General features: G+C 56.2%; 21 protein-coding genes. 8 read left to right on the top strand and 13 right to left on the bottom strand.

Features of this window, described 5'->3' with window-relative positions:
• Positions 1-6 precede the first annotated feature (6 nt).
• The 3 genes from BUA44_RS10030 to BUA44_RS10020 all read right to left on the bottom strand — a co-directional run bounded on the left by BUA44_RS10030 (position 7) and on the right by BUA44_RS10020 (position 2,790).
• A complete protein-coding gene (locus BUA44_RS10030; protein WP_072811557.1) occupies positions 7-963 on the bottom strand; it encodes a virulence RhuM family protein in 957 nt (318 codons plus the stop codon).
• Between the two features lie 107 nt (positions 964-1,070).
• Positions 1,071-2,282: a glycosyltransferase gene (locus tag BUA44_RS10025; RefSeq protein WP_072811555.1), complete on the bottom strand. Its 1,212-nt coding sequence runs from the start codon at positions 2,280-2,282 to the stop codon at positions 1,071-1,073.
• Position 2,283: 1 nt separating this feature from the next.
• Complete coding sequence (locus BUA44_RS10020) at positions 2,284-2,790, bottom strand: hypothetical protein (protein ID WP_072811553.1); 507 nt, start codon at positions 2,788-2,790, stop codon at positions 2,284-2,286.
• A gap of 30 nt (positions 2,791-2,820) precedes the next feature.
• Here BUA44_RS10020 and BUA44_RS10015 point away from each other — a divergent pair, with 30 nt between their 5' ends.
• On the top strand, positions 2,821-4,692 hold the full coding sequence (locus BUA44_RS10015) for a DUF4954 family protein (protein WP_072811551.1): 1,872 nt from the start codon (positions 2,821-2,823) through the stop codon (positions 4,690-4,692).
• Between the two features lie 4 nt (positions 4,693-4,696).
• Positions 4,697-5,275, top strand: coding sequence for a M48 family metalloprotease (locus BUA44_RS10010; RefSeq protein ID WP_143151944.1), 579 nt, complete (start codon positions 4,697-4,699; stop codon positions 5,273-5,275).
• Positions 5,276-5,360: 85 nt separating this feature from the next.
• On the opposite strand, the gene BUA44_RS10005 is transcribed toward BUA44_RS10010, so the two are convergent.
• Genes BUA44_RS10005 through BUA44_RS09995 form a run of 3 tightly spaced genes read right to left on the bottom strand, consistent with a single transcriptional unit; the run spans position 5,361 to position 8,690 of the window.
• Positions 5,361-6,188: a hypothetical protein gene (locus BUA44_RS10005; protein WP_072811547.1), complete on the bottom strand. Its 828-nt coding sequence runs from the start codon at positions 6,186-6,188 to the stop codon at positions 5,361-5,363.
• Between the two features lie 52 nt (positions 6,189-6,240).
• Positions 6,241-7,629, bottom strand: coding sequence for a sodium:solute symporter family protein (locus BUA44_RS10000; protein WP_072811545.1), 1,389 nt, complete (start codon positions 7,627-7,629; stop codon positions 6,241-6,243).
• A gap of 41 nt (positions 7,630-7,670) precedes the next feature.
• Positions 7,671-8,690, bottom strand: a complete 1,020-nt coding sequence (locus BUA44_RS09995; RefSeq protein WP_143151943.1) for a hypothetical protein — start codon at positions 8,688-8,690, stop codon at positions 7,671-7,673.
• A 133-nt stretch (positions 8,691-8,823) separates the two neighbouring features.
• On the opposite strand from BUA44_RS09995, the gene BUA44_RS09990 reads away from it, so the two are divergent.
• Positions 8,824-9,816: a hypothetical protein gene (locus tag BUA44_RS09990; RefSeq protein ID WP_255370524.1), complete on the top strand. Its 993-nt coding sequence runs from the start codon at positions 8,824-8,826 to the stop codon at positions 9,814-9,816.
• Between the two features lie 151 nt (positions 9,817-9,967).
• Here BUA44_RS09990 and BUA44_RS15705 read toward each other — a convergent pair whose 3' ends face one another.
• Entirely contained in the window at positions 9,968-10,123 is a 156-nt protein-coding gene (locus BUA44_RS15705; protein WP_175547271.1) for a hypothetical protein, read from the bottom strand.
• Between the two features lie 137 nt (positions 10,124-10,260).
• Here BUA44_RS15705 and BUA44_RS09980 point away from each other — a divergent pair, with 137 nt between their 5' ends.
• Positions 10,261-11,205, top strand: a complete 945-nt coding sequence (locus tag BUA44_RS09980) for an Rpn family recombination-promoting nuclease/putative transposase (protein ID WP_072811540.1) — start codon at positions 10,261-10,263, stop codon at positions 11,203-11,205.
• A 30-nt stretch (positions 11,206-11,235) separates the two neighbouring features.
• Here BUA44_RS09980 and BUA44_RS09975 read toward each other — a convergent pair whose 3' ends face one another.
• Genes BUA44_RS09975 through BUA44_RS09965 form a run of 3 tightly spaced genes read right to left on the bottom strand, consistent with a single transcriptional unit; the run spans position 11,236 to position 13,280 of the window.
• The gene (locus BUA44_RS09975; RefSeq protein ID WP_072811539.1) at positions 11,236-12,075 is read right to left on the bottom strand and encodes an MBL fold metallo-hydrolase; all 840 of its coding nucleotides are present in this window, start codon (positions 12,073-12,075) and stop codon (positions 11,236-11,238) included.
• A 13-nt stretch (positions 12,076-12,088) separates the two neighbouring features.
• Entirely contained in the window at positions 12,089-12,706 is a 618-nt protein-coding gene (locus tag BUA44_RS09970; protein ID WP_255370523.1) for a hypothetical protein, read from the bottom strand.
• Positions 12,707-12,722: 16 nt separating this feature from the next.
• A complete protein-coding gene (locus tag BUA44_RS09965) occupies positions 12,723-13,280 on the bottom strand; it encodes a flavin reductase family protein (RefSeq protein ID WP_072811538.1) in 558 nt (185 codons plus the stop codon).
• 88 nt (positions 13,281-13,368) lie between these two features.
• Here BUA44_RS09965 and BUA44_RS09960 point away from each other — a divergent pair, with 88 nt between their 5' ends.
• The 3 genes from BUA44_RS09960 to BUA44_RS09950 all read left to right on the top strand — a co-directional run bounded on the left by BUA44_RS09960 (position 13,369) and on the right by BUA44_RS09950 (position 16,577).
• Positions 13,369-13,929: a LemA family protein gene (locus BUA44_RS09960; protein ID WP_072811537.1), complete on the top strand. Its 561-nt coding sequence runs from the start codon at positions 13,369-13,371 to the stop codon at positions 13,927-13,929.
• 86 nt (positions 13,930-14,015) lie between these two features.
• Positions 14,016-15,038, top strand: a complete 1,023-nt coding sequence (locus BUA44_RS09955; RefSeq protein WP_072811536.1) for a M48 family metallopeptidase — start codon at positions 14,016-14,018, stop codon at positions 15,036-15,038.
• A gap of 135 nt (positions 15,039-15,173) precedes the next feature.
• Positions 15,174-16,577: an FISUMP domain-containing protein gene (locus BUA44_RS09950; protein ID WP_072811535.1), complete on the top strand. Its 1,404-nt coding sequence runs from the start codon at positions 15,174-15,176 to the stop codon at positions 16,575-16,577.
• On the opposite strand, the gene BUA44_RS09945 is transcribed toward BUA44_RS09950, so the two are convergent.
• From BUA44_RS09945 to BUA44_RS09935, 3 genes are all read right to left on the bottom strand, one after another.
• Positions 16,549-17,133, bottom strand: a complete 585-nt coding sequence (locus tag BUA44_RS09945) for a low molecular weight protein-tyrosine-phosphatase (RefSeq protein ID WP_072811534.1) — start codon at positions 17,131-17,133, stop codon at positions 16,549-16,551. The two genes, BUA44_RS09950 and BUA44_RS09945, sit on opposite strands and share 29 nt — an antisense overlap.
• Positions 17,133-18,101: a D-alanyl-lipoteichoic acid biosynthesis protein DltD gene (locus tag BUA44_RS09940; protein WP_072811533.1), complete on the bottom strand. Its 969-nt coding sequence runs from the start codon at positions 18,099-18,101 to the stop codon at positions 17,133-17,135. The genes BUA44_RS09945 and BUA44_RS09940 overlap by 1 nt, the downstream gene beginning before the upstream one ends.
• 151 nt (positions 18,102-18,252) lie before the next feature.
• Positions 18,253-19,683, bottom strand: coding sequence for a hypothetical protein (locus BUA44_RS09935; RefSeq protein WP_072811532.1), 1,431 nt, complete (start codon positions 19,681-19,683; stop codon positions 18,253-18,255).
• A 544-nt stretch (positions 19,684-20,227) separates the two neighbouring features.
• Here BUA44_RS09935 and BUA44_RS09925 point away from each other — a divergent pair.
• The coding region (locus BUA44_RS09925; RefSeq protein ID WP_139258098.1) for a GTP-binding protein at positions 20,228-20,322 on the top strand (95 nt) is incomplete at its 3' end.

Below are 20,322 nucleotides of genomic sequence, written 5' to 3'. Positions count from 1 at the left end.
CCAGGCTCATTTTCCTTTCATACTTTCCTGGATTTTTTCGATAACTTCTGTCGGGGTTATGAAATCCAGTATGCTGAATGCGGTCATCTCGTTGCCCATGTCCTTGAAACTTGCCCCGAAGTGATAGACGGTATCGTCCACTAGCAGGAACCTGTCGTGAATTGTGCGCATCGTCTTCGGTTCCAAGCCTGGGTACTGCTTGTTGTGCAGTGCAACGGCTTCCTTGAAATCTGGAGTAATACGCGCGGAATAAACAATCGCCTGCACCCCCTTCGCTCGCATCGCGGCAAACTTCAGCACCTCAATCGTGGCGTATGGATCAATGAACACGATAGAATGTTTTGCCGATTTCACTAGGTCAGCGATAAGAACAAACCCGTCGAAACGGGTCCCGGTCGTAAGGATGCCGCTGGTTGGCGTTTGGGAGGCCTTGACAAAGAAGTCGATGTGTTGTTCGACGGCGGAAAGCCGTTTTTCCGTTTCGTCCTTGAATTCTGTGATTTCTGTTTGTTGATTCTTGATGAGTTGCCTTTGCTCTTGCAAACGGTCTACAATCTGCAAGTCGGTCGCAATTTTGCGTTGCCGTATGGCATAGCCCTTGAGTATGTAGTCTTTCAGGACCTGGTTCGCCCAGCGACGGAATCTTATGCCGGATATTGAATTCACCCTGTATCCAACCGAAATTATCATGTCTAGGTTGTAAAAGGGCATTTTTCGAGCGATTTCTCTTTCGCCTTCTATTCGAACCTGTGCAATTTTTGCACAAGTTGAGATTTCTTCTAATTCCCCGGTTTGGTAGATATTGCGAATGTGTTTTGTAATGGAAGTTCTGTCTGTATTAAACAATACTGCCATCTGCGCTTGCGTGAGCCACACCGTTTCGTTTTCGACTCGTACCTCCAACCGAACTTCTCCCTCTGGCTGATAAAGTACGATTTCGCCTTTTTCTTCTTTTTTCACCATTTTTACCTCATTTTCAAAAACAAAAAAGACCGCCCCGCTTGCGCGGATAGCGATCTTCTAATAGCACCCTTTCTGGTGTTGGTTATAATATACAAAAATTACAAGAACTATTTCTTCTTGCTCTTGATTTTTTCGTATACCGCGATTTGCCGTTCTACAATCTTGCTCCAGTTGAAGCATTCGTCAATGCGTTTCCGTGCGCCCTCGAGCAGCTGTTTTTGCAGTTCGGGTTCTGCGGCGAGGCGCTTGTAGGCGTTTGCGAGTGCCTGCGGGTCCTTTTCGGGGACGAGTATGCCCGAGACGCCGTCCACGACCACGTCGGGGATGCCTCCCACGTTGCTCGCGACTACGGGTAGCCCGAGTTCCATGGCCTCGATAAGCACGACGCCGAGGCCTTCGGTATCGCCCTTGCTGTCGACGATGGCGGGTAGCGTGAATACGTTTGCCGTCCTGTACTCGTTCGCGAGCGCTTCGGGAGAGAGCTTTCCGGTGAAGATGATGTTCGCAGCGTCCGGTGTCGTGGAAACTTCTGCGGCCTGTGTCTTTAGTTTGTCTGTAAGGTCACCCACGCCCACGATGCGGATTTCGAACTGGTCGCGCGGCAGGTATTTTGCGGCTTCTATCAGGTAGCAGATTCCCTTGCGCTCGATGTGGCGGCCCACGAAAAGTATCTTGAACTTGCCGTTTACCGGGTGCGGCGCTTGGGTTGGTTCGGCAGAAATCTCTCCCGATTCAAGCGTCGTTCCGTACGGGCTCCATTCCACGTCCACGTTCCGGAGGGCCTTGATTTTGCCGGCGGTAAAGCTCGAGTTCGCGAACACGGCCTGCGCCTGCCCGATGGCGAATTTCAGGAGCGGCTTCACCCACTTTTTTTTGCGGATGAGCAGGAGCTCCGCGCCGTGGAAGTTGAGTACCAGCGGGATGCGGAAAAGCTTTGCGGCGCCGAGCGCGATGTAGGCGTGCGGGAACGGCCAGTGGGCGTGTATCACGTCGGGCTTGAACTTGCGGCATATCGCGATGCACTTGAAGAACCCGCTGATGATGTAGGGTATGGCGAGCAGTTGCAGCCAGGGCTTGCTTGCCATCTTGCTGGGCGCGCCTTCTTCGTGCGTGAGGAATTCGAAGCCCGCGGGCGCGTAGCGGAAGCGGTTCACCTTCACGCCGTCGATTTCGTGGCTCTTGAGGCCCTTGTATGCGGGCGCGAGTACCTGTATCTCGACTCCGGCCTGCTTCAGGTGGGCTATGGAGGTGCGCAGCCACGGGACTTCGGCGTCTTCGTGGAACCTGGGGTAGACGGAGCCTATTACGAGGACTTTCATGTTACGCGGGTGCGGATTCCGTGCTTTCGACCGGGGCGGCGAGTTCCTGCGATACGGCCTCGATTGCCTTCAGGTCCTGCGCGTCGGCAATGCAGGTGGGGTACACGATGGGCTTCACGACGGCGGTCAGGATGCTTGCCGCCTTCTTGAACCCTTCGCTGTTCGCGTGCTGCAGTATGCGCCCGCGTACGCGTATCCAGCCTTCGATTTTCGAGTCGAGGAGCAGCATGCCTAGCCCGGTATCGTTCTCGAGGAACCCGAGGATGTCGCTCCCGCGGTTGTTCCTGTTGAGGGCCACGAGCATGACTTCCCAGAACTTCAGGGCGTCCTCGTCGTTCTGCGCGATTTTCTTGATTTCGTCGAACTCGAATTCCAGGTAGACGAAGGAACTCTGGTCCTCGTCGCTACGGATAATTTCTTCCTGGCACCGCCTTTCGAATATTTCCGCCGTGTAGATGGAAATGTTTAGGTGGTGCTTTCTAATCAATTTGAAGAGTTCTTGCTTCATCGCACCACAAAATTAGTCTATTTTTTGTACATGCAACGACTGCTCAAATTGAAAAAAGTGCTGAAGAACAGTGTTTTGGCGACTTTGGCCGAAGGTGTCAAGGCCGCTAAGGCCTCTGGCGGAAAGTTCCGTTCGCTCACTCCCGAAGAGATTGCCTCCCTCGAGGGTAACGGCAACCGGTGCGAGGACTGGAACCGCGTGCAGGTCGAGGCGAATTTCGACCCTGCCCGTGTCAGGAATTCGGTGTTCATGGGCGACGTGAAGCTCGCGGGCTTTTACGGGACGCTCCTTTTGCCGGGCGACGTGTCGTTCCCGACGGGCGTGTACGATAGCCTCGTGTGCAACAGCATAATCGAGAACGCGCTCGTGTACAAGGTGGCGATGCTCTGCAACGTGCTCGTGCGCAGCAGTGCCGTTGTCGAGAATGTCGGCTCGCTGGTGAGCAGCGGCAAGATAAACTACATGATAGGGACGTCCATCACCGTGGGTAACGAGATGGGCGGGCGCAGCGTGCGCGTGTTCCCTGACATTACCCCGGACCTTGTCGATGTGCAGCTTTTCCACAAGGCCGAACCCGATGTGGAGGCGTCGTTCGACGAGCAGTTGCAGCAGTTCCGCGCCGAGATGGCACTCCCGTTCGGAGTGGTGGGCAAGGGTGCCGTGGTGAGCAACACGAACATTGTCCGCAACAGCTGGATTGGCGCGCATGCCCGCATAGAGGGTGCCTCCAAGATCCGCAATACGGTAATCCTGAGTTCGCTCGAGGAATCGACGCACGTGTACGATTCCGTGATTGTCGAGAATTCCAACCTGCAGATGGGCGTGAAGGTACATACCGGCGCCGAGGTGCAGGGGAGCGTGCTTATGGGCCGCGTGAAGGTCGGGAGCAAGGCCATCGTCAAATCTTCCATTATTGCCCCGTGCTGCCATATCGAAGAGGGCGAGGTGAACAGCTCGTACATGGGCCCCATGACGCAGATGCACCATCATTCGCTCCTGATTGCGGCGTTATGGCCCGAGGGCTGTGGCAACCTGGGTTACGGCGCGAATGTCGGTAGCAACCACACGGGCCGCATGCCCGACCAGGAGGTGATGCCCGGTCGCGGGATGTTCTTCGGGCTCGGCGTGAACGTCAAGTTCCCCGCGAATTTCCGTGAATCCCCGTTCACGATTGTCGCAAGCGGTATCACGACCCTCCCGCAGAGGCTCAAGTTCCCGTTTTCGCTCATCCGCCCGGGTGACCCGCAGCTGATGGGCGTGCCTGCGCGCCTGAACGAGATTGTCCCTGCATGGAACTACATGCGCAACGCCTACGCGCTCGACCGCAACTTCTACAAGTATTCCCAGCGGGGCAAGGGAGTCGTGAGCACCTCGTTCTGTAGCCTGTTCAGCCCCGACATCGTGCGTTATGTGTACGATGCGTGGATGCGCCTACAGGTGGAACAGGTGCGCGATGTTTACACCCGCGAGCATATCGACGGGCTCGGCGAGAACTTTATGCGCGAGCGCGTGCGCCAGAATGCACTGCACGCATACGGCGAGTACCTGGAACGTTACGTGCTCGAAAGCATCATCTCGCTTGTCGAAAACGATACCTCGCTCCTGTCGCAGACCCCGCGCGAACTCCGCAAGCTTTTGCCTGCCGACATGCCCCGCGAGATTGCGCGTGCGGTGCAGCTCCCCGAGACGCTCGACGAGCTGGTGAAACGCTTCCGCGTGCTCGAGAAGGGCTGGTTCGAGTCGGTGTTCCACGGGCTCGACAAGGATAACCAGCGCGGTCGCGAGATATTCGACGACTACGATAGCGCGCACCCCGTAGACAGCGCCTTCGTGGAATGGGAACGCGCCCGCTTCGAGGAATCCGTGAAGCGCCTCGCGAACGTACTCAAGTCGCTCGGGTAGAAAATTGTCTCTCCTGCTGGTCACATTACTTTGTGTTGAACTTGCCGCGCGGGTGGTTCTCGAAATCCGGGAATGTCGCGCGGTGCAGTGCAGGTTCAGCGCCTTTACCGTGATGCGGATTTTGCCGCTGGTGAACGACCTTGTGCCGCTTCCCGAAAACCGCGAGCAGCCTACGGTGGGCAAGTTCGTGGAAATGCACGAGCAGGCGCACGCGAAGTTGCACCACGCCATCCTGCGCAACCTGGTGAAGGTCGCCTTCGCGCTCTGTGCCATATGGTTCATGGCCGCACTGATGGTGCGGTGGGAATGCTCCATTGTGGAATCGGTCCTGTGGCTGCACCTGGCCGCCATCCCGTTCCGCACGTTCTTCCATTTCTACTGCTGGAACCAGGAATATGAATGCGACCGCTACGCGCTGGAAAAGACCGACAGGAAGATTGCGAAAAATGCCCTGCAGGAACTGGCCCGCTGCGAATACCCGCATACGGTTCTCTTCTCGCTTATTTACCGCGAGCACCCGACGGTTGCTCTCCGGAGCAAGCGGATACTGAACAAGCCAATTGTAAATACGGCGACCAAATAAGAATGGGTCATCCTTGCGGCCTGTGCTGCCTGCACTGAGCTATGTCGAAGTGAGCATTGTCGAAGCAAGGCGAGGATCTATACGGTTAGAACGACCAGAGCGAAATGCCTGCGTTCAGCGACCAGTGACCGCCGTTAAAGTCGACGAGGATGTTCGTTACGCCCAGCTGGAATTCCGTGGTGGGGTTGTACCAGTACGAAACCAGGAAGTTGTTCGTGAACAGGTACGGGGTTGCGAACTTGAATTGCGGAATCGGCTTGTCGATAATGACGGACTTGTTCGGTCTGTAGATGTTGCCGTTGTACGAAAGCGTCACGGGCCCGAGGAATAGGCTTGCGTAGGCGCCTGCGCCGTACTGGAACACGAGCCTGTTCTCGTTGTCGAAGTTCTCGAGCTTGTTGAGGTTGCCCTCGTCGTCCCTTTCGTAGCCGAGGTAGTTGATAATCTGGTAGGTGAAGCGCTGGAACGTGGAAAGCCCGAGCTCGAAGTGCCTGGTGTTGATACCGACCGAGGTGGAGGCGTATATGCCGTGGTAGATGCCGAACCCGATGTTCATCATGAACAGGTCGCCTTTCGCGAACTTGTCGATGGAACCGTAGACGGGCAGGTAGGTGATCCTGTATTTCGAATCCACGTCGACGGAATCCCACTCGTCCTTGTTTTCTACGCCGTCGACACCGAGATGTTCGAGTTTGCTCACGATGAACCCGCCGTGCAGGCGCGAGCCCACGGTATTTTCCTTGAGGTGGCGGTTGATGCCCTGGATATTTGGCCCGGGATAGGCGTCCATCTCGACTTCTTTGGCGTACTCCATCTTGGTGGAGGCGCACGAGGTGAGCAAGCCTGCGAGCGAAACTGCGAGTATGCAGGCGAGCAGGCGGTGAACCGCATGTCCGGAGAAACTTACACCCATATCCAAAAGATATGATATTACGGGGAACCTGTCGGCCCTGCATTCCCGGAGACTACGCGCTTTTGCGCCTTAAACGGCCGGCGGCAAGGCAAATCCCGTTCACGATGAAGGCTGCAATGGTGAGGATGTCGCCGGTATGGCTCCCGATAGCTCCCGGAAGGGGAGGGCAGAGCTTGCCCGCGAGGGCGAGCGCACCGCCGAGAATTATGCCCGCGGCGACGCTTGCCGGCCTGGAACGGAGCCCCGTGAGGCCCCACAGGATAGGCACGGTGAAGGCGCCGGCATAGACGGCGAGCGCGAGGAGGAGCGTGCCGATGATGTCGGTGAATACGAGCGCGAGCAGGAGTGCCACGATGCCGTTCAGGAATATGACGACGCGCGCCTTGAGAAGCGTTTTGTTTGCGAGCCCTGCGGCGGTATGCGGGTCGCAAGCCTCCTTGGGGCTTGCGCCGGTGCGGAACAGCCCGCAGAGTATCACGGAGCTGCTCAGCAATGTGGTGTCGGCGCTGCTGAGGACGACGCTCAGGAGCGCGAGCGCCACCAGCGGGACGAGCGCCGGCGGGAGTACTGCATTTGCAATGGCCGTGATTCGGGCCCCCTGCACGTCACCGAGGCTCGTGCCGAACAGCGCGAGAATCCCGATGACGAACGCGACCGGGATGAGCACGCAGGCGGCAATCGCGATTCCCTTTTTTGCGGTGGCGATATCCTTCGCGCAGAACACGCGGCTGAAGATGTCGGGGCCCGCGGTGTACGTTGTGCCGTAGGTAAGGATGAGCAGGAAGAGGTCGAAAGGCGAGAAGCCCGCGTTGAACGGGAAGGGAAGCTCTTTGCCCGGAAGCACGCCCGCGTCGCCCGCGCCGTTAATCAGCGCGAAGCCCGCGATGAGTAGCAGGCCTGCGATAATCAGGCATGCTTGCAAAAAGTCCGTGCGCAAAATCGAAAGCTGGCCGCCCGCGAGCGTATAGCCCGTGAACACCGCCGCCGACACGACGGCGGCCGTGGTGTATTCCATCGGGGTGAACGTCATCAGGAGTTTCGCCGCCGCTATAATCTGCGCCGCCACGATACCCGTCCACGCGACCGGTATCACGAGCGACGCAACGAACCGCGGGCCTTTGCCGTACAGGTTCTCTACCAGGTCGGGGAGCGTGTATTTCCCGTGGCTGTATGCGCGACCCGCAAATGGGATGAGGGCGAATAGCCCGAGGGCGCCCGTAAGCATGAACCAGCTGGCGGCCCCGCCGATTTTCATTCCGGAATCGATCGCGCCGATAACGGCCGACCCGCCGAGAATTGTCGCCACCAGGCTCCCCGCCACCATACGCGCCGAAGCGCCCTTCCGCGCTACAAAGAAGTCGGGAATGTCCTTGACCTTGCGTGCGCTGCGGATTGCAATAAGCACGAGGACTATGAGGTATATGGTGAGGGCGGCTGTCATGTCACCGCAAAGATAGAATATGCGAAAAAGCCCTGGCGGCCCTAGAATTTCCTGCTCGCGATAAACATCACGGTGCGCAGGTCCCATTCGCTCCCGACTTGTTTCTGCAAGGGTTCCTCGGTGGTCGGGTAGCGCCTGTTTTCGAACACGCGATCGCGCGATACGACCGCCATCAGCATGCCGTTCCAGTTCTCGCTTATCTTGACCGACGCCATCGGGGTAATGCTTACCGTCTTGAATCCGGGATTGTAGTCCTTGTAGACGCTGTCGAAATCGTAGGCGTGCTTGAATCCGCTCACGTTTGCCGATACCATGGCCATGTTCACGCGCTTGAACGGCAGCATATAAATTAGCGTGCCGCCGCACTTGTACTTGAATCCGTTCACCAGGTTCTCGCTGCCCGCCTTCCACACTTCGCCGTCATCGGCGCCGGTGTAGCCCGAGTAGGCGTATTCCGCCGTGCCCTTCAGGATAATCTTTGTCCACTTGCTCTTGGGCAGGAACGCGAGCAGCGGGATGGTCAGCGTGGCATTGTACTTGAATCCGTAGGCGTACTGCGTGAAGATGATGTCCTGGCGGTAGTCCCTCTTTTCGGGGTCGTACACGCCCATGAAGGTCGCAGTCTCGCCGTAGTTGAGTGCCGTTCCCGTGTTCACCTGCACGCCGAGTTCCAGCAGGTGGATAAGTTCCAGCGATGTGCCTATGCGGAGCCCGATTCCGTTGAACCCCAGGTCGTACGTGGCGAACCCCTTGAGGGTAAAAGCCCTGTTGATATCCCTTTTGAGCCTGATGGTCGATACCCAGGCGGGTGCGGCCACGGCGAAGAACGGCCAGTTGTGAAGCGTCTTGGAATTGCGCAGCGAGTTGTGGGGGAGCACGAGCCCTATCACGTTGAAGATATGCTCCTGCGAGATTTCTGTCGTGTCGGCTATGGCCTGCGTCGCCGAGTCGGCCCTTGCGTCCGCTTTTTCACCCGCATTCGTTTTTTCGCCCGCACTTGCAAGTACGGCACCGGCTAGCGTGAGCACGAGGACGATTCTGCAAATGGACGGGGGTAACATAAAGTTACAATATAGAAACTCTCCGGTCTGCATTTGCCGCATGGTTTTTCGTGAAAAGGCTGCTGCAACCTGTGGCCTACATCCTGTGTTTTTTCGCGGTAAAATTTGTATATTCTTCGGCACAGAGGTCTTTATGTCACTTTTTTCTTGTAAGAGCCTTTTCCGCCCCGCCGCATTGGCCGTCCTTTTTGCTTTTTGTGCACTTCCCGCCTTCGCCTTCGATGTGAGTGTCAAGGCGAACGTCGATAACGCCCAGGTTTTCGTGGGCGACATGTTCAATTACGAAATCCAGGTCACGGCGCCGGAGAACGCCATCGTGGATTTGCCTAGCTTTGTCGGGAACCTTGGCAGCTTTGAAGTCAAGGAGATGAAGAACGAGAAGGTGACCGAGGGCATGCCCAAGGGGACTGCGAAATTCGTATGGCTCGCGACGCTCAACACGTTCGTGAGCGGTGACTTCTTGATTGCGCCGCAGCAGGTGAACGCCGTGGTGGGTAGCGATACCGTGAAGGTGAATACCGACCCGGTGGCCGTGAAGGTTTCCATGCGCACTACGGGCGAGGAGACGGATATCCTGGAAGCGGAAGACCCGCTCGATGACCCGCGCCTGCCGCAGTGGCTCTACATCGTGCTGATCGTGCTGGGGGTGGTGCTGCTCGTGTTCCTCGGGTGGTTCCTGCACAAGAAATTCGCGAAGAAGGGCGAGGCTCCGCGACTCCCGCCGTACGAGGAGGCGGTACTCGCTCTCAAGGAACTCAGGCAGAAGAACTATCTCGCCGAAGGCAACCAGGGTGACTACTTCATGGCGCTCGGGTTCATTGCCCGCCGTTACATCGAACGCCGTTTCGACGTGGATATCCTGGATGCGACTGTCGCCGAACTCAAGCAGCGTATGTCGCATGTTGCGGGCCTCCCGCAGGCCTACAAGGAATCGGTCGTGACGCTCGCCGTCGAAACCGAGCCGGTCAAGTTCGCGAAGATGAAGCTCGAGGGCGAACGCTGCCGCTTCTGGGACGAATGGGCCGACCGCCTTCTCGAAGACACGAAGCCTACGCCGGAAGAGGAACAGGCAAAGAAGGAAGAACTCAAAGCCGTTGTTGACGCCGTTCGCGCCCAGCGCAAGTAGGGCAATCCGGAAAGCGCTCACTCTCGCAACCATGCTCCGTTAATACGGAGCATTTGCTGCTCACAGGCCGCCGTTCGCGCCCAGCGCAAGTAAGGCTATGGTGTATCATCTCGGGGACTTGTCTTTCTTCCAAAAAGATTGTATATTCATTTCAGTAGATTCCGACAATCCTCCTGACAGCGTTTTCGAACCGGGGAGGCAGTTCAACTATCTGCTTGAGGTCGTTGCCCTTTGCGGACTTGACAATTCGCAAATCGCGACAGTTGCCCTGCAGGGAACCGGCCCTGTGGCTATCAACGTAGAGCACCGTCTGCCGTAAAGGTGGACGTAAAAATCAGTCATTCAACTGGTTTGCGAGCGGCAACCGTCTGGTGCCGCAGGTGTTCTACGTCCTGGCATTTCCGTTTGCAAGCCAAAACCACAACTTCAACAAACGGAAAAAACATGAACCGCACGCAACACTACTCCCTGCTCAAGGCGATGGAAATCGACAAGAGCAACCTCCTCAAGTACCAGGAACTTTACAAGTACGCCTATATCCTCAGTGACGGCATCTTCAAGATTGTCTTCGCCGAGGAAAAGGACCACTCGCTCCTCATCTCGCTCGTGAACGCGATGCTGGGTCTGCAGGGCGACGACGCCATCAAGGAAATCACCCTCGAAATGCAGGAATTTCCGGGCGTTTTCAACAAGAAGGACTGCATTCTGGACATTATTGGCACCACGAACGCCGGCGAAAAGGTGCTGGTGGAAGTGCAGCAGCAGGGCGACGACTTCTTCCGCGACCGCGTGGAATACTACATTTCCCGCGTCATCGAGAACCAGGTGCACACCAGCGAGAAGTACGAGCTTCCGCGCATCTACTTCCTCGGGCTCCTGGATTTCGAGCTTTTCCCCGAGGAACCGCAGAAGTACATCCATCACGTTGACGAAATGTGCAACGGGAGGAAGTTCTTCCCCAAGATCCAGAAGATTTTCGTGGAAATCGACAAGTTCTTCGAGCTCGAAAAGGCGGGCATCACCGTAAACGACAACTCCGAGGCGGCGCAGTGGCTCCGCGCCATCAAGGTGATTGTCAAGGAGGAACCCGTTCCCGAAAAGATTATGCAGAACGAGACGTTCCGGCACTTGCTTGATTCCGTTAAATTGATTAACTTTATAGAGGAACTTTTCAACTGCGAGGCGAAAAACATGACGGACTTGAAGGCTGAACACGAAATCGGTTTTTCCGAAGGCAAGACTGAAGGTCTGTCCGAAGGCGAACGCAACAAGGCCCGCGAAATAGCACTCAAGATGCTTGCGAAGAACAAGTCCCTCGAAGAGATTGCTGAATTTACGGGCTTGACGGAATCCGAAATTCACGCAGCTTCAAGCTTTTTTCAAAAGTGAATCAAATTAGGGGTTCCTTTTTTGGAATCCCTAAATCCCTATTGTCATTCCGGTGTGCATTTGCTCTGCACGCTCGCCGAGAACTTCCCGCAGTATTCCGTAGGCGCGGTCGCCGGTGCAGTGCCCTGTGTAAATCTTCTGCACGTCGAGTTCGCGTAGCCTTTCGGCGAAGGCGCGCACGCGTGCATCCGGGTAACGGAAAAGATGGAACCCGCCGAGAATCGCGTAAATCTTTTTCCCGGGGAAGGCATCCCCGATTTCCTTCACGATGTTGTCTGCTCCCGCGTGGCTGCAACTGTTCATGACGAACAGCCCCTGCGGGGTATCGAAAACCAGGCTCTGTTCGTGCGCGAAACTGTCGTAGCGGTACTTGCCGTTCTCTTTCACGCTCAGGTGCGCCATCTCGCCGATGCGTTCAAGCCCTGTGGTAGAATGCGGCACGAGCGTTATTCCCGGCGCAATTTCGGCATTGCCTTCCGCATAGCGGATGCGGCCCGCGAATCGCTCGAGCCATCCTTTGTGAATGCCGATGTATTCGTGGTAGCTAAATCGCCCGAAAAGCTTGTGCGTGTGGTAGCAGTTTTCGCCTGCGCCCTTCCGCAGGTAGAAGGGTGCGGTCTTATTGAGCGCAAAGAATTTCGCCATGCCGTTCGCGTGGTCGTAATGCGCGTGGCTCAGCACGCCGATATCCACCTGCGAGAGGTCGATGCCCATCACTTTCGCGTTTTTTGCGAACAGGTGCGATGCGCCCGTATCGAGCAGCACCTTGTGGCCATCGTATTCCACATAAACGGAAAGTCCCCATTCGCCGAATAGCTTGCGCGGGCCGCACGTTCCTGCGATGTTGTCTATGAGGATCTGGACTTTCATTGCCGTTTGCGCCCTATTCGCAGTCGAGGCAAGTCCATTCCACCGTGCCCGAGCCGTAGTTGTTGAAGCGGGCGCGCGTGTAGCTCTCGATGTCGATGAGGAACCCGACCTTGCCCGCGTTCTTGGTGCAGCAGCCGTCACAGTCGCTGTCGGCACACATGTCGTAGACGACGGCGTCGATGGTGTAGCCGTTCTTGCGCAGCCTGAATGTCTTGAGTTTGTAGGTATCCCAGTCCTTCTCGTGGATGGCGATGATGTTGTGCTCGCTGACCCATTCCTCTGTCTGCTGGTCTTCGAGGCCTGCGAACCAGCCCGCCCACGTACATCCGTTGTAGTCCTCGCATTCCTCGCTGCCGGGTTCCGGCCAGGAGGTGTACCACGTGAGGTTTGCCTTGTTCCATACGGTATCGCCAGGAACCGCTTCCGCCGAGGAACTCGATGCGGGCAGGGCCGCGCTGCTCGATTCCGGCAAAAGCGCGTCGCTCGATTCGATGACTGCGTCGGAACTTTCCGGAGCGGGAGAACTGCTGGAACTGTCGTCACCGCAGGCAGCGAGCGTGCCCGCGAGCAAGCCCGCAAGCGCGAAACCCGTAAAAGCGGCAGGGTTCATGCCGTGCAGAAACTTCTTCACAAGCACTCCCGCCTCCTTAAAGCGTCTTCCCGTCGCTGAAGGCGTTCCCGATGCGGCGTTCCATCACGTAGTAGCCGTGGCCTGCGGAATCGTAGCACACCGGCGCGAGTTTTTCTACGGAAAGCTTGCCGTCGGCGTCCAGCACGGATTCGTCGGCGGTCACGTTCACGATTTCGCCGAGCAGGAGTTCCGAATCGTCGTCGTAGCTCACCATCCTGCATTCGAGTGCGAGCGGGAGTTCCGCGATGAGCGGGGCGTCCACGTGAGCACTCTTGATTGCGGTGAGTCCCGACTTGGCGAACTTGTCGGCAACCTTGTTCCCGCTGGTTATGCCCAGGTAGTCGATGGCCTTGATGTCCTTGGCGGTCGCCATGCTCACGGTGAATGCCTTGCGCGCCTTGATGTTCGGCACGGTCTTGTGCGATGCGGCCACGTAGATAGCCACCTGGTTCGAGTCGCTTACCGAGCCCCATGCGGCGACCATCGCGTTCGGCGAACCGTCTTCGTTGTAGGTGCCAATGACGAGCGTGGGTTGCGGGTACAGGTAGGTTTTTACTCCGAGATCTTTGCGCATTTGAAAACTCCTTTTTTTTACAAGATATAAAACTATTTGCACGAAAATTATATACTTTTCCTTTAAAACGATTTTCAAAGGAGTTCTTATGACTATCGGAATTGTCATCGCCGTCGTCGTGGTCATTCTCGTCGTGTGTTTCATCTCCATGTACAATGGCCTGGTGAAGCTCCGCAACAACCGCGAAAATGCCTTCGCGAATATCGACGTGCAGCTCAAGCAGCGCTTTGACCTGGTGCCGCAACTGGTGAATACCGTGAAGGGCTACGCCACCCACGAGAAGGAAACTCTCGATAAGGTGACATCCGCCCGTGCCGCCGCGATGGGTGCCACCACGGTCGACGAGAAGGTTGCTGCCGACAAGGCCCTTACCGGTGCGCTCGCCGGGCTCCGCGTCTCCCTCGAGGCGTACCCGGAACTCAAGGCGAACCAGAACTTCTTGCAGCTGCAGACGGAACTTTCCGATATCGAGAACAAGCTTTCTGCCGCACGTCGCTTCTTCAACTCCGCTACCCGCGAGTTCAACAACGCCTGCGAGGTATTCCCGAGCAACATCATCGCCGGCATGTTCAACTTCAGGCGTGCTCCCATGTACGAGGCGTCCGAAGGCCGCGAGACCCTCAACAAGGCTCCCGAGGTGAAATTTTAGACGAAAGAACGGACCTACGGTCCTATAGACTAAAGACGAAAGGAACGATGTAAAAAAGCCTTTGTCTTTCGTCTATTGTCTAAGCTATGAAGTACGTCGGCATCCAGACCCAGATTTGGCGGAATAACCGCAATACGGTTATCCTGCTTTTCATGTTCCCGCTGCTCCTCCTGGGGATGGTTTTCGGCACGGTCGTTTTGCTGGACTGGCTCGGGTTCTTCTGCTGGAACGGCGTTTGTCCCGAGGGCCTGCAGGCGGGTACCTTCCATTGGGATGTCATCTGGCAGTATTTCCTCGATGCGGTGCCGTACACGCTCGCGGTGACGGGAACGTGGTTTGTTATCGCGTACTTCACGAACACCTTCATTATCCGGCATGCGACGCACGCGCGTCCGCTGGAACGCAAGGAGAACGTGCGCGTCTACAACATCGTAGAAAACCTCTGCATCGCAGGTGGCATCGAGATGCCGCGCATAAACATCGTCGAGGATTCGAGCCTTAACGCGTTTGCGAGCGGTATCGATATAAAGTCTTACACCGTCACGCTGACCACGGGCATCATAGACAGGCTGGACGATGCGGAACTCTCGGCGGTCGTGGGGCACGAACTCACGCACATCAAGAACCGCGATACGCGCCTGATGGTGGTGTGCATCGTTTTCGTGGGCATATTCTCGATGCTCATGAATGTCTCCCTGCGGCTCCTGAGCAGTGCCATGCGCTCGTCGCGCAGTAGGGGTAGCCGCAAGAATGGCGGGGGAGGCATAATCATCATTTTGCTTGCCGTGCTGGTATGGGCCGCCATCGGGTATCTCTTCAGCACGCTCACGCGCCTTGCCATCTCGCGCAAGCGTGAATACGTCGCCGATGCGGGTGGCGCCGAACTCTGTGGCGACCCGCTCGCGCTCGCTTCTGCCCTCAGGAAGATTTCTGCAGATCCGGGCCTTGCCGATGTAAAACGCGACGATATCGCGCAGCTCTACGTGATTCATCCGGACGAGGAATTCGACAACGATATGGGCCTCAAGGGGCTCGTCGCGAAGGCGAACATCTTGTTCTGCACGCACCCCGACACTCCGGAGCGTATCAAGCTTCTGGAACAGTTCTAGTTTTGGAAGTCGCAGGTCACTTTATCGCCCGAAATGTCCCGTCTGTCGCAAATTTACGGATGATATTGTCTACAAAGTAAATTTTTTTATATTTCTCGGAACATGAAATCAGTAAATATTTTAAGAAGGATTTTTTTGCTGGCGGTTCCGTTCGCCCTGATTGCCTGTGGCGATGACTCCAGTTCCGCTTCCGATGATTACAGTTCGGCTTCGGAAGTCCCGAGCAGTTCCTCACGAACGGAATGTCCGGAGTCTCTTGCGGCAGGCGAGTTCTGCGATACGCGCGACTTTAATGTTTATGCAACGAGTGAAATCGGCGCCCTCGTGTGGATGACGGGGAACCTGAAGTACCATGTGGATGGCAGCAGGTGCCTTGACGACAAGGAATCCAACTGCGATTCTCACGGTCGCCTTTATAGCTGGACGCAGGCGATGGATCTGGACAAGTCGCTCCTTATAGGCGACGCCTCGTCGAAGGTCTCGAAACCGCGTCACCGCGGGATTTGCCCCGAAGGTTGGCATGTGCCCGATACTCTCGAATGGCTCTATCTCGTGGACTATGCGGGCGGTTTTTCTTCGCTAGGAAAATACGGTTTCTCGGACACGGAGCCGGGCTTCTATTCCATCTATTATTACAGGTATAATCCGGATTACTCGTTCTTCCACACGGCGGTGGAAGATTCCGTCGATGACTGGTATGTTGATTACGATAGGGATTACGGCCTGATTCAGGACAGGGACTACTTTACGCGTGTCAACTCCTATTATGCAATACTTGGCGAAGATGGCGTAAAACTTTCGAACCAGAGCAAGTCGCACTACGCTCCGCTCCGCTGCGTCAAGGATACCCTGCTCATGGAAATGAAATTCAGGCCGGTAAGCAGTTCGTCTTCCTCCGTCGAGGAACCGGAATCCAGCAGCTCGGAACCCTTTAATCCCTGTTCCGTAGCAAAGAAGTCATGGGAACACCTGAATCCCGATTTCAACTATGCGGTGTTCATTGACGGGCGCGATAACCAGTGTTACAAGACGACGCGTGTGGCGGGACTCGTGATGCTCGCGGAAAACCTCAACTATGCGGATTCTGTCGCGATGCCGGAACTCCGCGGGGCGAACCGTTGCACGCAGGGGCTGGAAGAAAATTGCGAGTCTACGGGGCGCCTCTATACATGGGAAGCCGCGATGGAGGTGTGTCCGGATGGCTGGAGGCTCCCGACCGAGGCGGAAATTTACGATATCTGGCATGCGACGCACAGCGTACTCGAGGTGGTATCGCTCGAAATGCGCAAGGAAATCGATCTCGAAATTACGGATGCGTACGGGCTGTCGTTTGTGCCGTCGGGCTTATACTATGTGGACGACCCCTACAAGGAAGATGGCGATGAAACGCTCCTGGTAAAGTCGTCGGTATGGCTTTCTGACAATACGGAAGATGGCTATGCGGAGGCGTACCAGATCCACTTTGAGGAATATCTCGACCAGACGGTCGAAGGCGAACTCAAGACGAGCTTTATGCCTGTCCGTTGCGTAAAGAAGTAAGCATCGCGCGGCAACCCTCGTTCACGTCGTTCCAGGTGGCCTCAAAGTCTCCGGTATACCACGGATCCGCTACGTCGCGCGAATTCCCGGTCCAGTCCATCAGCAGGGAAACTTTCTTGTGGGGTCGGCGCAGGTCCGACGCGCGTCCGCCGGCACTTTCCCTCTCGTAAATCGCGGGCGGCAGTATCCAGCGGAGGTTCCGCAGGTTGTTCCTGTCCATCAGGACGATATAGTCGTAGTATTCGTAGTCCCGCAGGGTCATCTGGCGGGCGGTCTTGCCCCTGCAATCTATCCCGTGGCGTTCCAGCATGCGCCTTGCCGGCGGGTACACCGGGTTCCCGATTTCTTCGGTGCTTGTAGCGGCGCTCGCGATTTCAAAATCCGCGCATTTCAGACCCGCGTCGTCAATGTCCGCGCCTCTAGAACCCGCAGCGTCATTGTCCGCACATTCCAGACCCGCGCCGTCCTGCAGTTCCGCGACCATCTTCTTCATCACGAATTCGGCCATCGGGCTCCGGCAGATGTTGCCGTGGCATACGAAGAGGATCTTCGGCATTAGTTGGCCCCGCGCCTTTTCTGCACGAGCGGAGTCGCGCTACGCCTGCCGTATTCCTTTTGCATCGTGCGGCCCTGCATGTCGAACCGGCGCGCATCCTGCGACCCCAAACTCTGCGCGTCTTGCATCCCCCAACCCTGCGCATCCTGCCCCGCGAAACCCTGCGCATTCCTGCGGATTGCCGTCGTGGAATCTCCCGTCCCGGTCGAATCGCTTACCCCGGGCACCGTGTCCGCGGGCGTAATTCCCGAAGTATCCGCCGGCACCTTCAAGATGCCTTCCTTTATAATCCTCGCGAGTTCCTTCGCGCCGGTCGCGTTCGGGTGCACGCTGTCGGCCAAAAACCATGCGGGCGTATTGAATTGCGAATGCAGGTCGATAATCTCCACGCCCTTCCGGGTCGCGACTTCCTCGATGATGGGGTTGATCTGGTTCACAATTGCGGTATCCATGATTCCCCACCCGCAGTTGTTGGAATAGGGCTGCAGTGTCGCGACGACCCTCGGGCTTGTCGCGAGGTGCATGAAGGTGTCGAGCAGCGCTTCGTAATCCTTGTACAGCTGTTCCTTCTCGTACTGTCCGTAGTTGTAGTTGTATTGGGGCTGTCCGTTCTCGATGCAGTTGTTCGTGAAGAACTTGCTGTCGTTTGTCCCGAGCTCTATGACGACTATCTCGGGGTTAAACTCGAGGGCCGCCTTGAACTTGTCGGTGTTCCAGTAGCTCATGTTGTCGCTAGAGCCCTTGTTCGCGAATGTCATGGAAGAAACGCCGAAGTTCTGCACCTTGTAGCTATCGCCCAGCATCTCCTGCAGCCGGAACGGGTAGTCTTCTTGCCAGCCGAGCCCGTAGCCCGCGGTGATGCTGTTGCCTACGCACGCCACGCGCGTCTGTGCGCTTGCGGCGCATGTAATTCCCGCGACTGCCATCAAAGCAATCGCCAAAGCCTTGCTATTCTTTCCAAACATCATGCCTATAATATAAATTCCTGAGCGCCTGTCCGTCTTGCCGGGCGGGCAGTTTTGCAAATCGCCGGTGTGCCGCATACAACAAAAAACGACCCGCATTCGCGGGCCGTTTATCAAATTGCTTGTAGAGTCGCCGAACTTGCGGCTTTTTCTGCTAATATTTCTGCTTCAGCACGTCGGGGCATTCCACTTCGACGTAGTTGTGCAGCGGGTTGCCTGCCGCGTGCATGAATTCGGCGAGGAACATGCAGCCCTGCTTGGCGGTCGCGTCGTTGCTGAACACGCTGTTGCACTTGTTCTTGAGGCAGGTGAGGGTCTTGGACGAGTTGTAGTTGCTTTCCTCTTCGCAGTCGCTGAGGAGGCCACCGTACTGTTTGCCCTGGTTGCCCCAGCCCATCTGGCTGCAGCCATTGAATGCGCCCACGCCGCCGCCCGGGATCATGATGTCGAACTGACCCTGTTCCACGTCATGGCCGATGTTTGTGGTCATGATGATGAGCTTCTTGCCCTTGATTGCGCTCAGGTTGTTGTCGCTTGCGTACTTGCCCTTGCCGGTAAAGGTCAACTGGTAGCACTTGCCGCAGGTACCGCCGTCAGCACCCGGGACTGCCGCGAAGGCGAAGCCCATATCGGTACAGCCGTTGACGGTGAACGGAATCTGGCTCAAGCAGGTCGCCTGGTAGCCGCCAGAACAGATGCTTCCGCCGCCGCCGACAACGTTCTTGCCCTTGGAGTCGCAGGTCTTGCTGGTGTTGCCGCCGGCATTTTCCGACCAGGAGCAGTGGGGTGCACAGCAGTCCCAGTAGCGGGTTGCCCAGCCGGAACCGGTTCTGCCACCGCTCTTCACCTTGATGTTCGGGCATCCGCCTGCCGGAGCGACAGAAGAACTGCTCTTCGGCGCGCTGCTCGAGGATTTCGGCTGGCTGCTGCTGGACTTGGGTGTTGCGGAACTTGTGGGGGTGGGGCCGATATCCGAACTGGATTCGGGGCCAGGCACGAATTCGCTGGAACTCGATTCGATGACCGGGTCGGGTTCCTTGGTGAACTTGTCACCTGGCTGCAACACCGGGAGGTCGAGGATGTCTTCGACCTTGGTGAGTTCGGTAACGCCGTCGGGCGCGACAACCGTGTTGGTCTCGAAGTTGAAGAAGCCGATGACCGTAGCGTTGGAATCCTTCACGAAGCCGATGGAACCGCCGTCTTCGGCGAGGTAGATGAGGTAGTCGCCGGTTTCGTCCACCAGGTGGAAGGCCGGGCCGGTAATGGCGTACACTGTGGTGTTCTTTTCGAGCAGGGGGAGGCCCGCCACGTCCACTCCGTCGTAGAGCACGTTGCCCGCGAGGTCGGTGATGACGCCCACGGAGGAACCATCGATGAACTTGATGGTGGCGATGATGTCGCCTTCGGGGTTGGTGACGCGCCCGTCAAGGTAGATGATGTAGTCCTGGTCTGTGGAAAGAAGCCATGCCGAAGATGTTACTGCATATTCGGGAGCCTTCGGGCCAGTCGTGGATTCATCGGAACAGTTCCAGGCGATCATGATTGCGCCCGCGGCGAGCAGGGCTTTCAAAAATGCATGTTTCATAATTTCCTCATTACCCTAATTACACCGCAGACAAAGATACTTTAATTGATATCGAATTCCTTGTAAAAAAATCGCTAACTCGTTAATTGTGTTCTTTTTATGTTCTCGGTCACACGGTGAAAACGCAAATGTAAACCGAATGTAAAAAAATCTATTGTAAAATAAATATTACAATAATGACGGAGGAGAAGGGAAACCCGCGTGCGGTTTGGTTCATAAATGTTAGTTAAATGTTGATAAAGTGGAACTATCCATTTGTTAAAAATATTGAAACCTTGAAATTGCGCAAAAAACGGCATTTTGCCAGGAACGGGCTGGCGCAGTCGAAAATCGTGCCGCGAGAAGCTTTTTTGATTGTGGATAACCCTGCATTTTTCCCCTTTTTCGTAAAAAAACAAAAAAAACGCTTGCAAAAAAAATGTCATTTACTAAATTTGTGGCTCAATTTCGGAGAGTACCGCTTCCTATGCTTTCCGGATTAACGGAAGTCCTTGAGGCTTCTTGACTTGAAGCGATAAACCTTCTGCTGAAGAAGAGGAATAAAATGGCAAAAGAACATTTTGACAGAAGCAAGCCGCACTGCAACATTGGCACCATCGGCCACGTTGACCACGGTAAAACCACCCTGACCGCCGCAAT

It is taken from the genome of Fibrobacter sp. UWR3 (assembly GCF_900143055.1).
Lineage (GTDB): Bacteria > Fibrobacterota > Fibrobacteria > Fibrobacterales > Fibrobacteraceae > Fibrobacter.
This window is presented reverse-complemented; position numbering and strand designations above follow the sequence as displayed.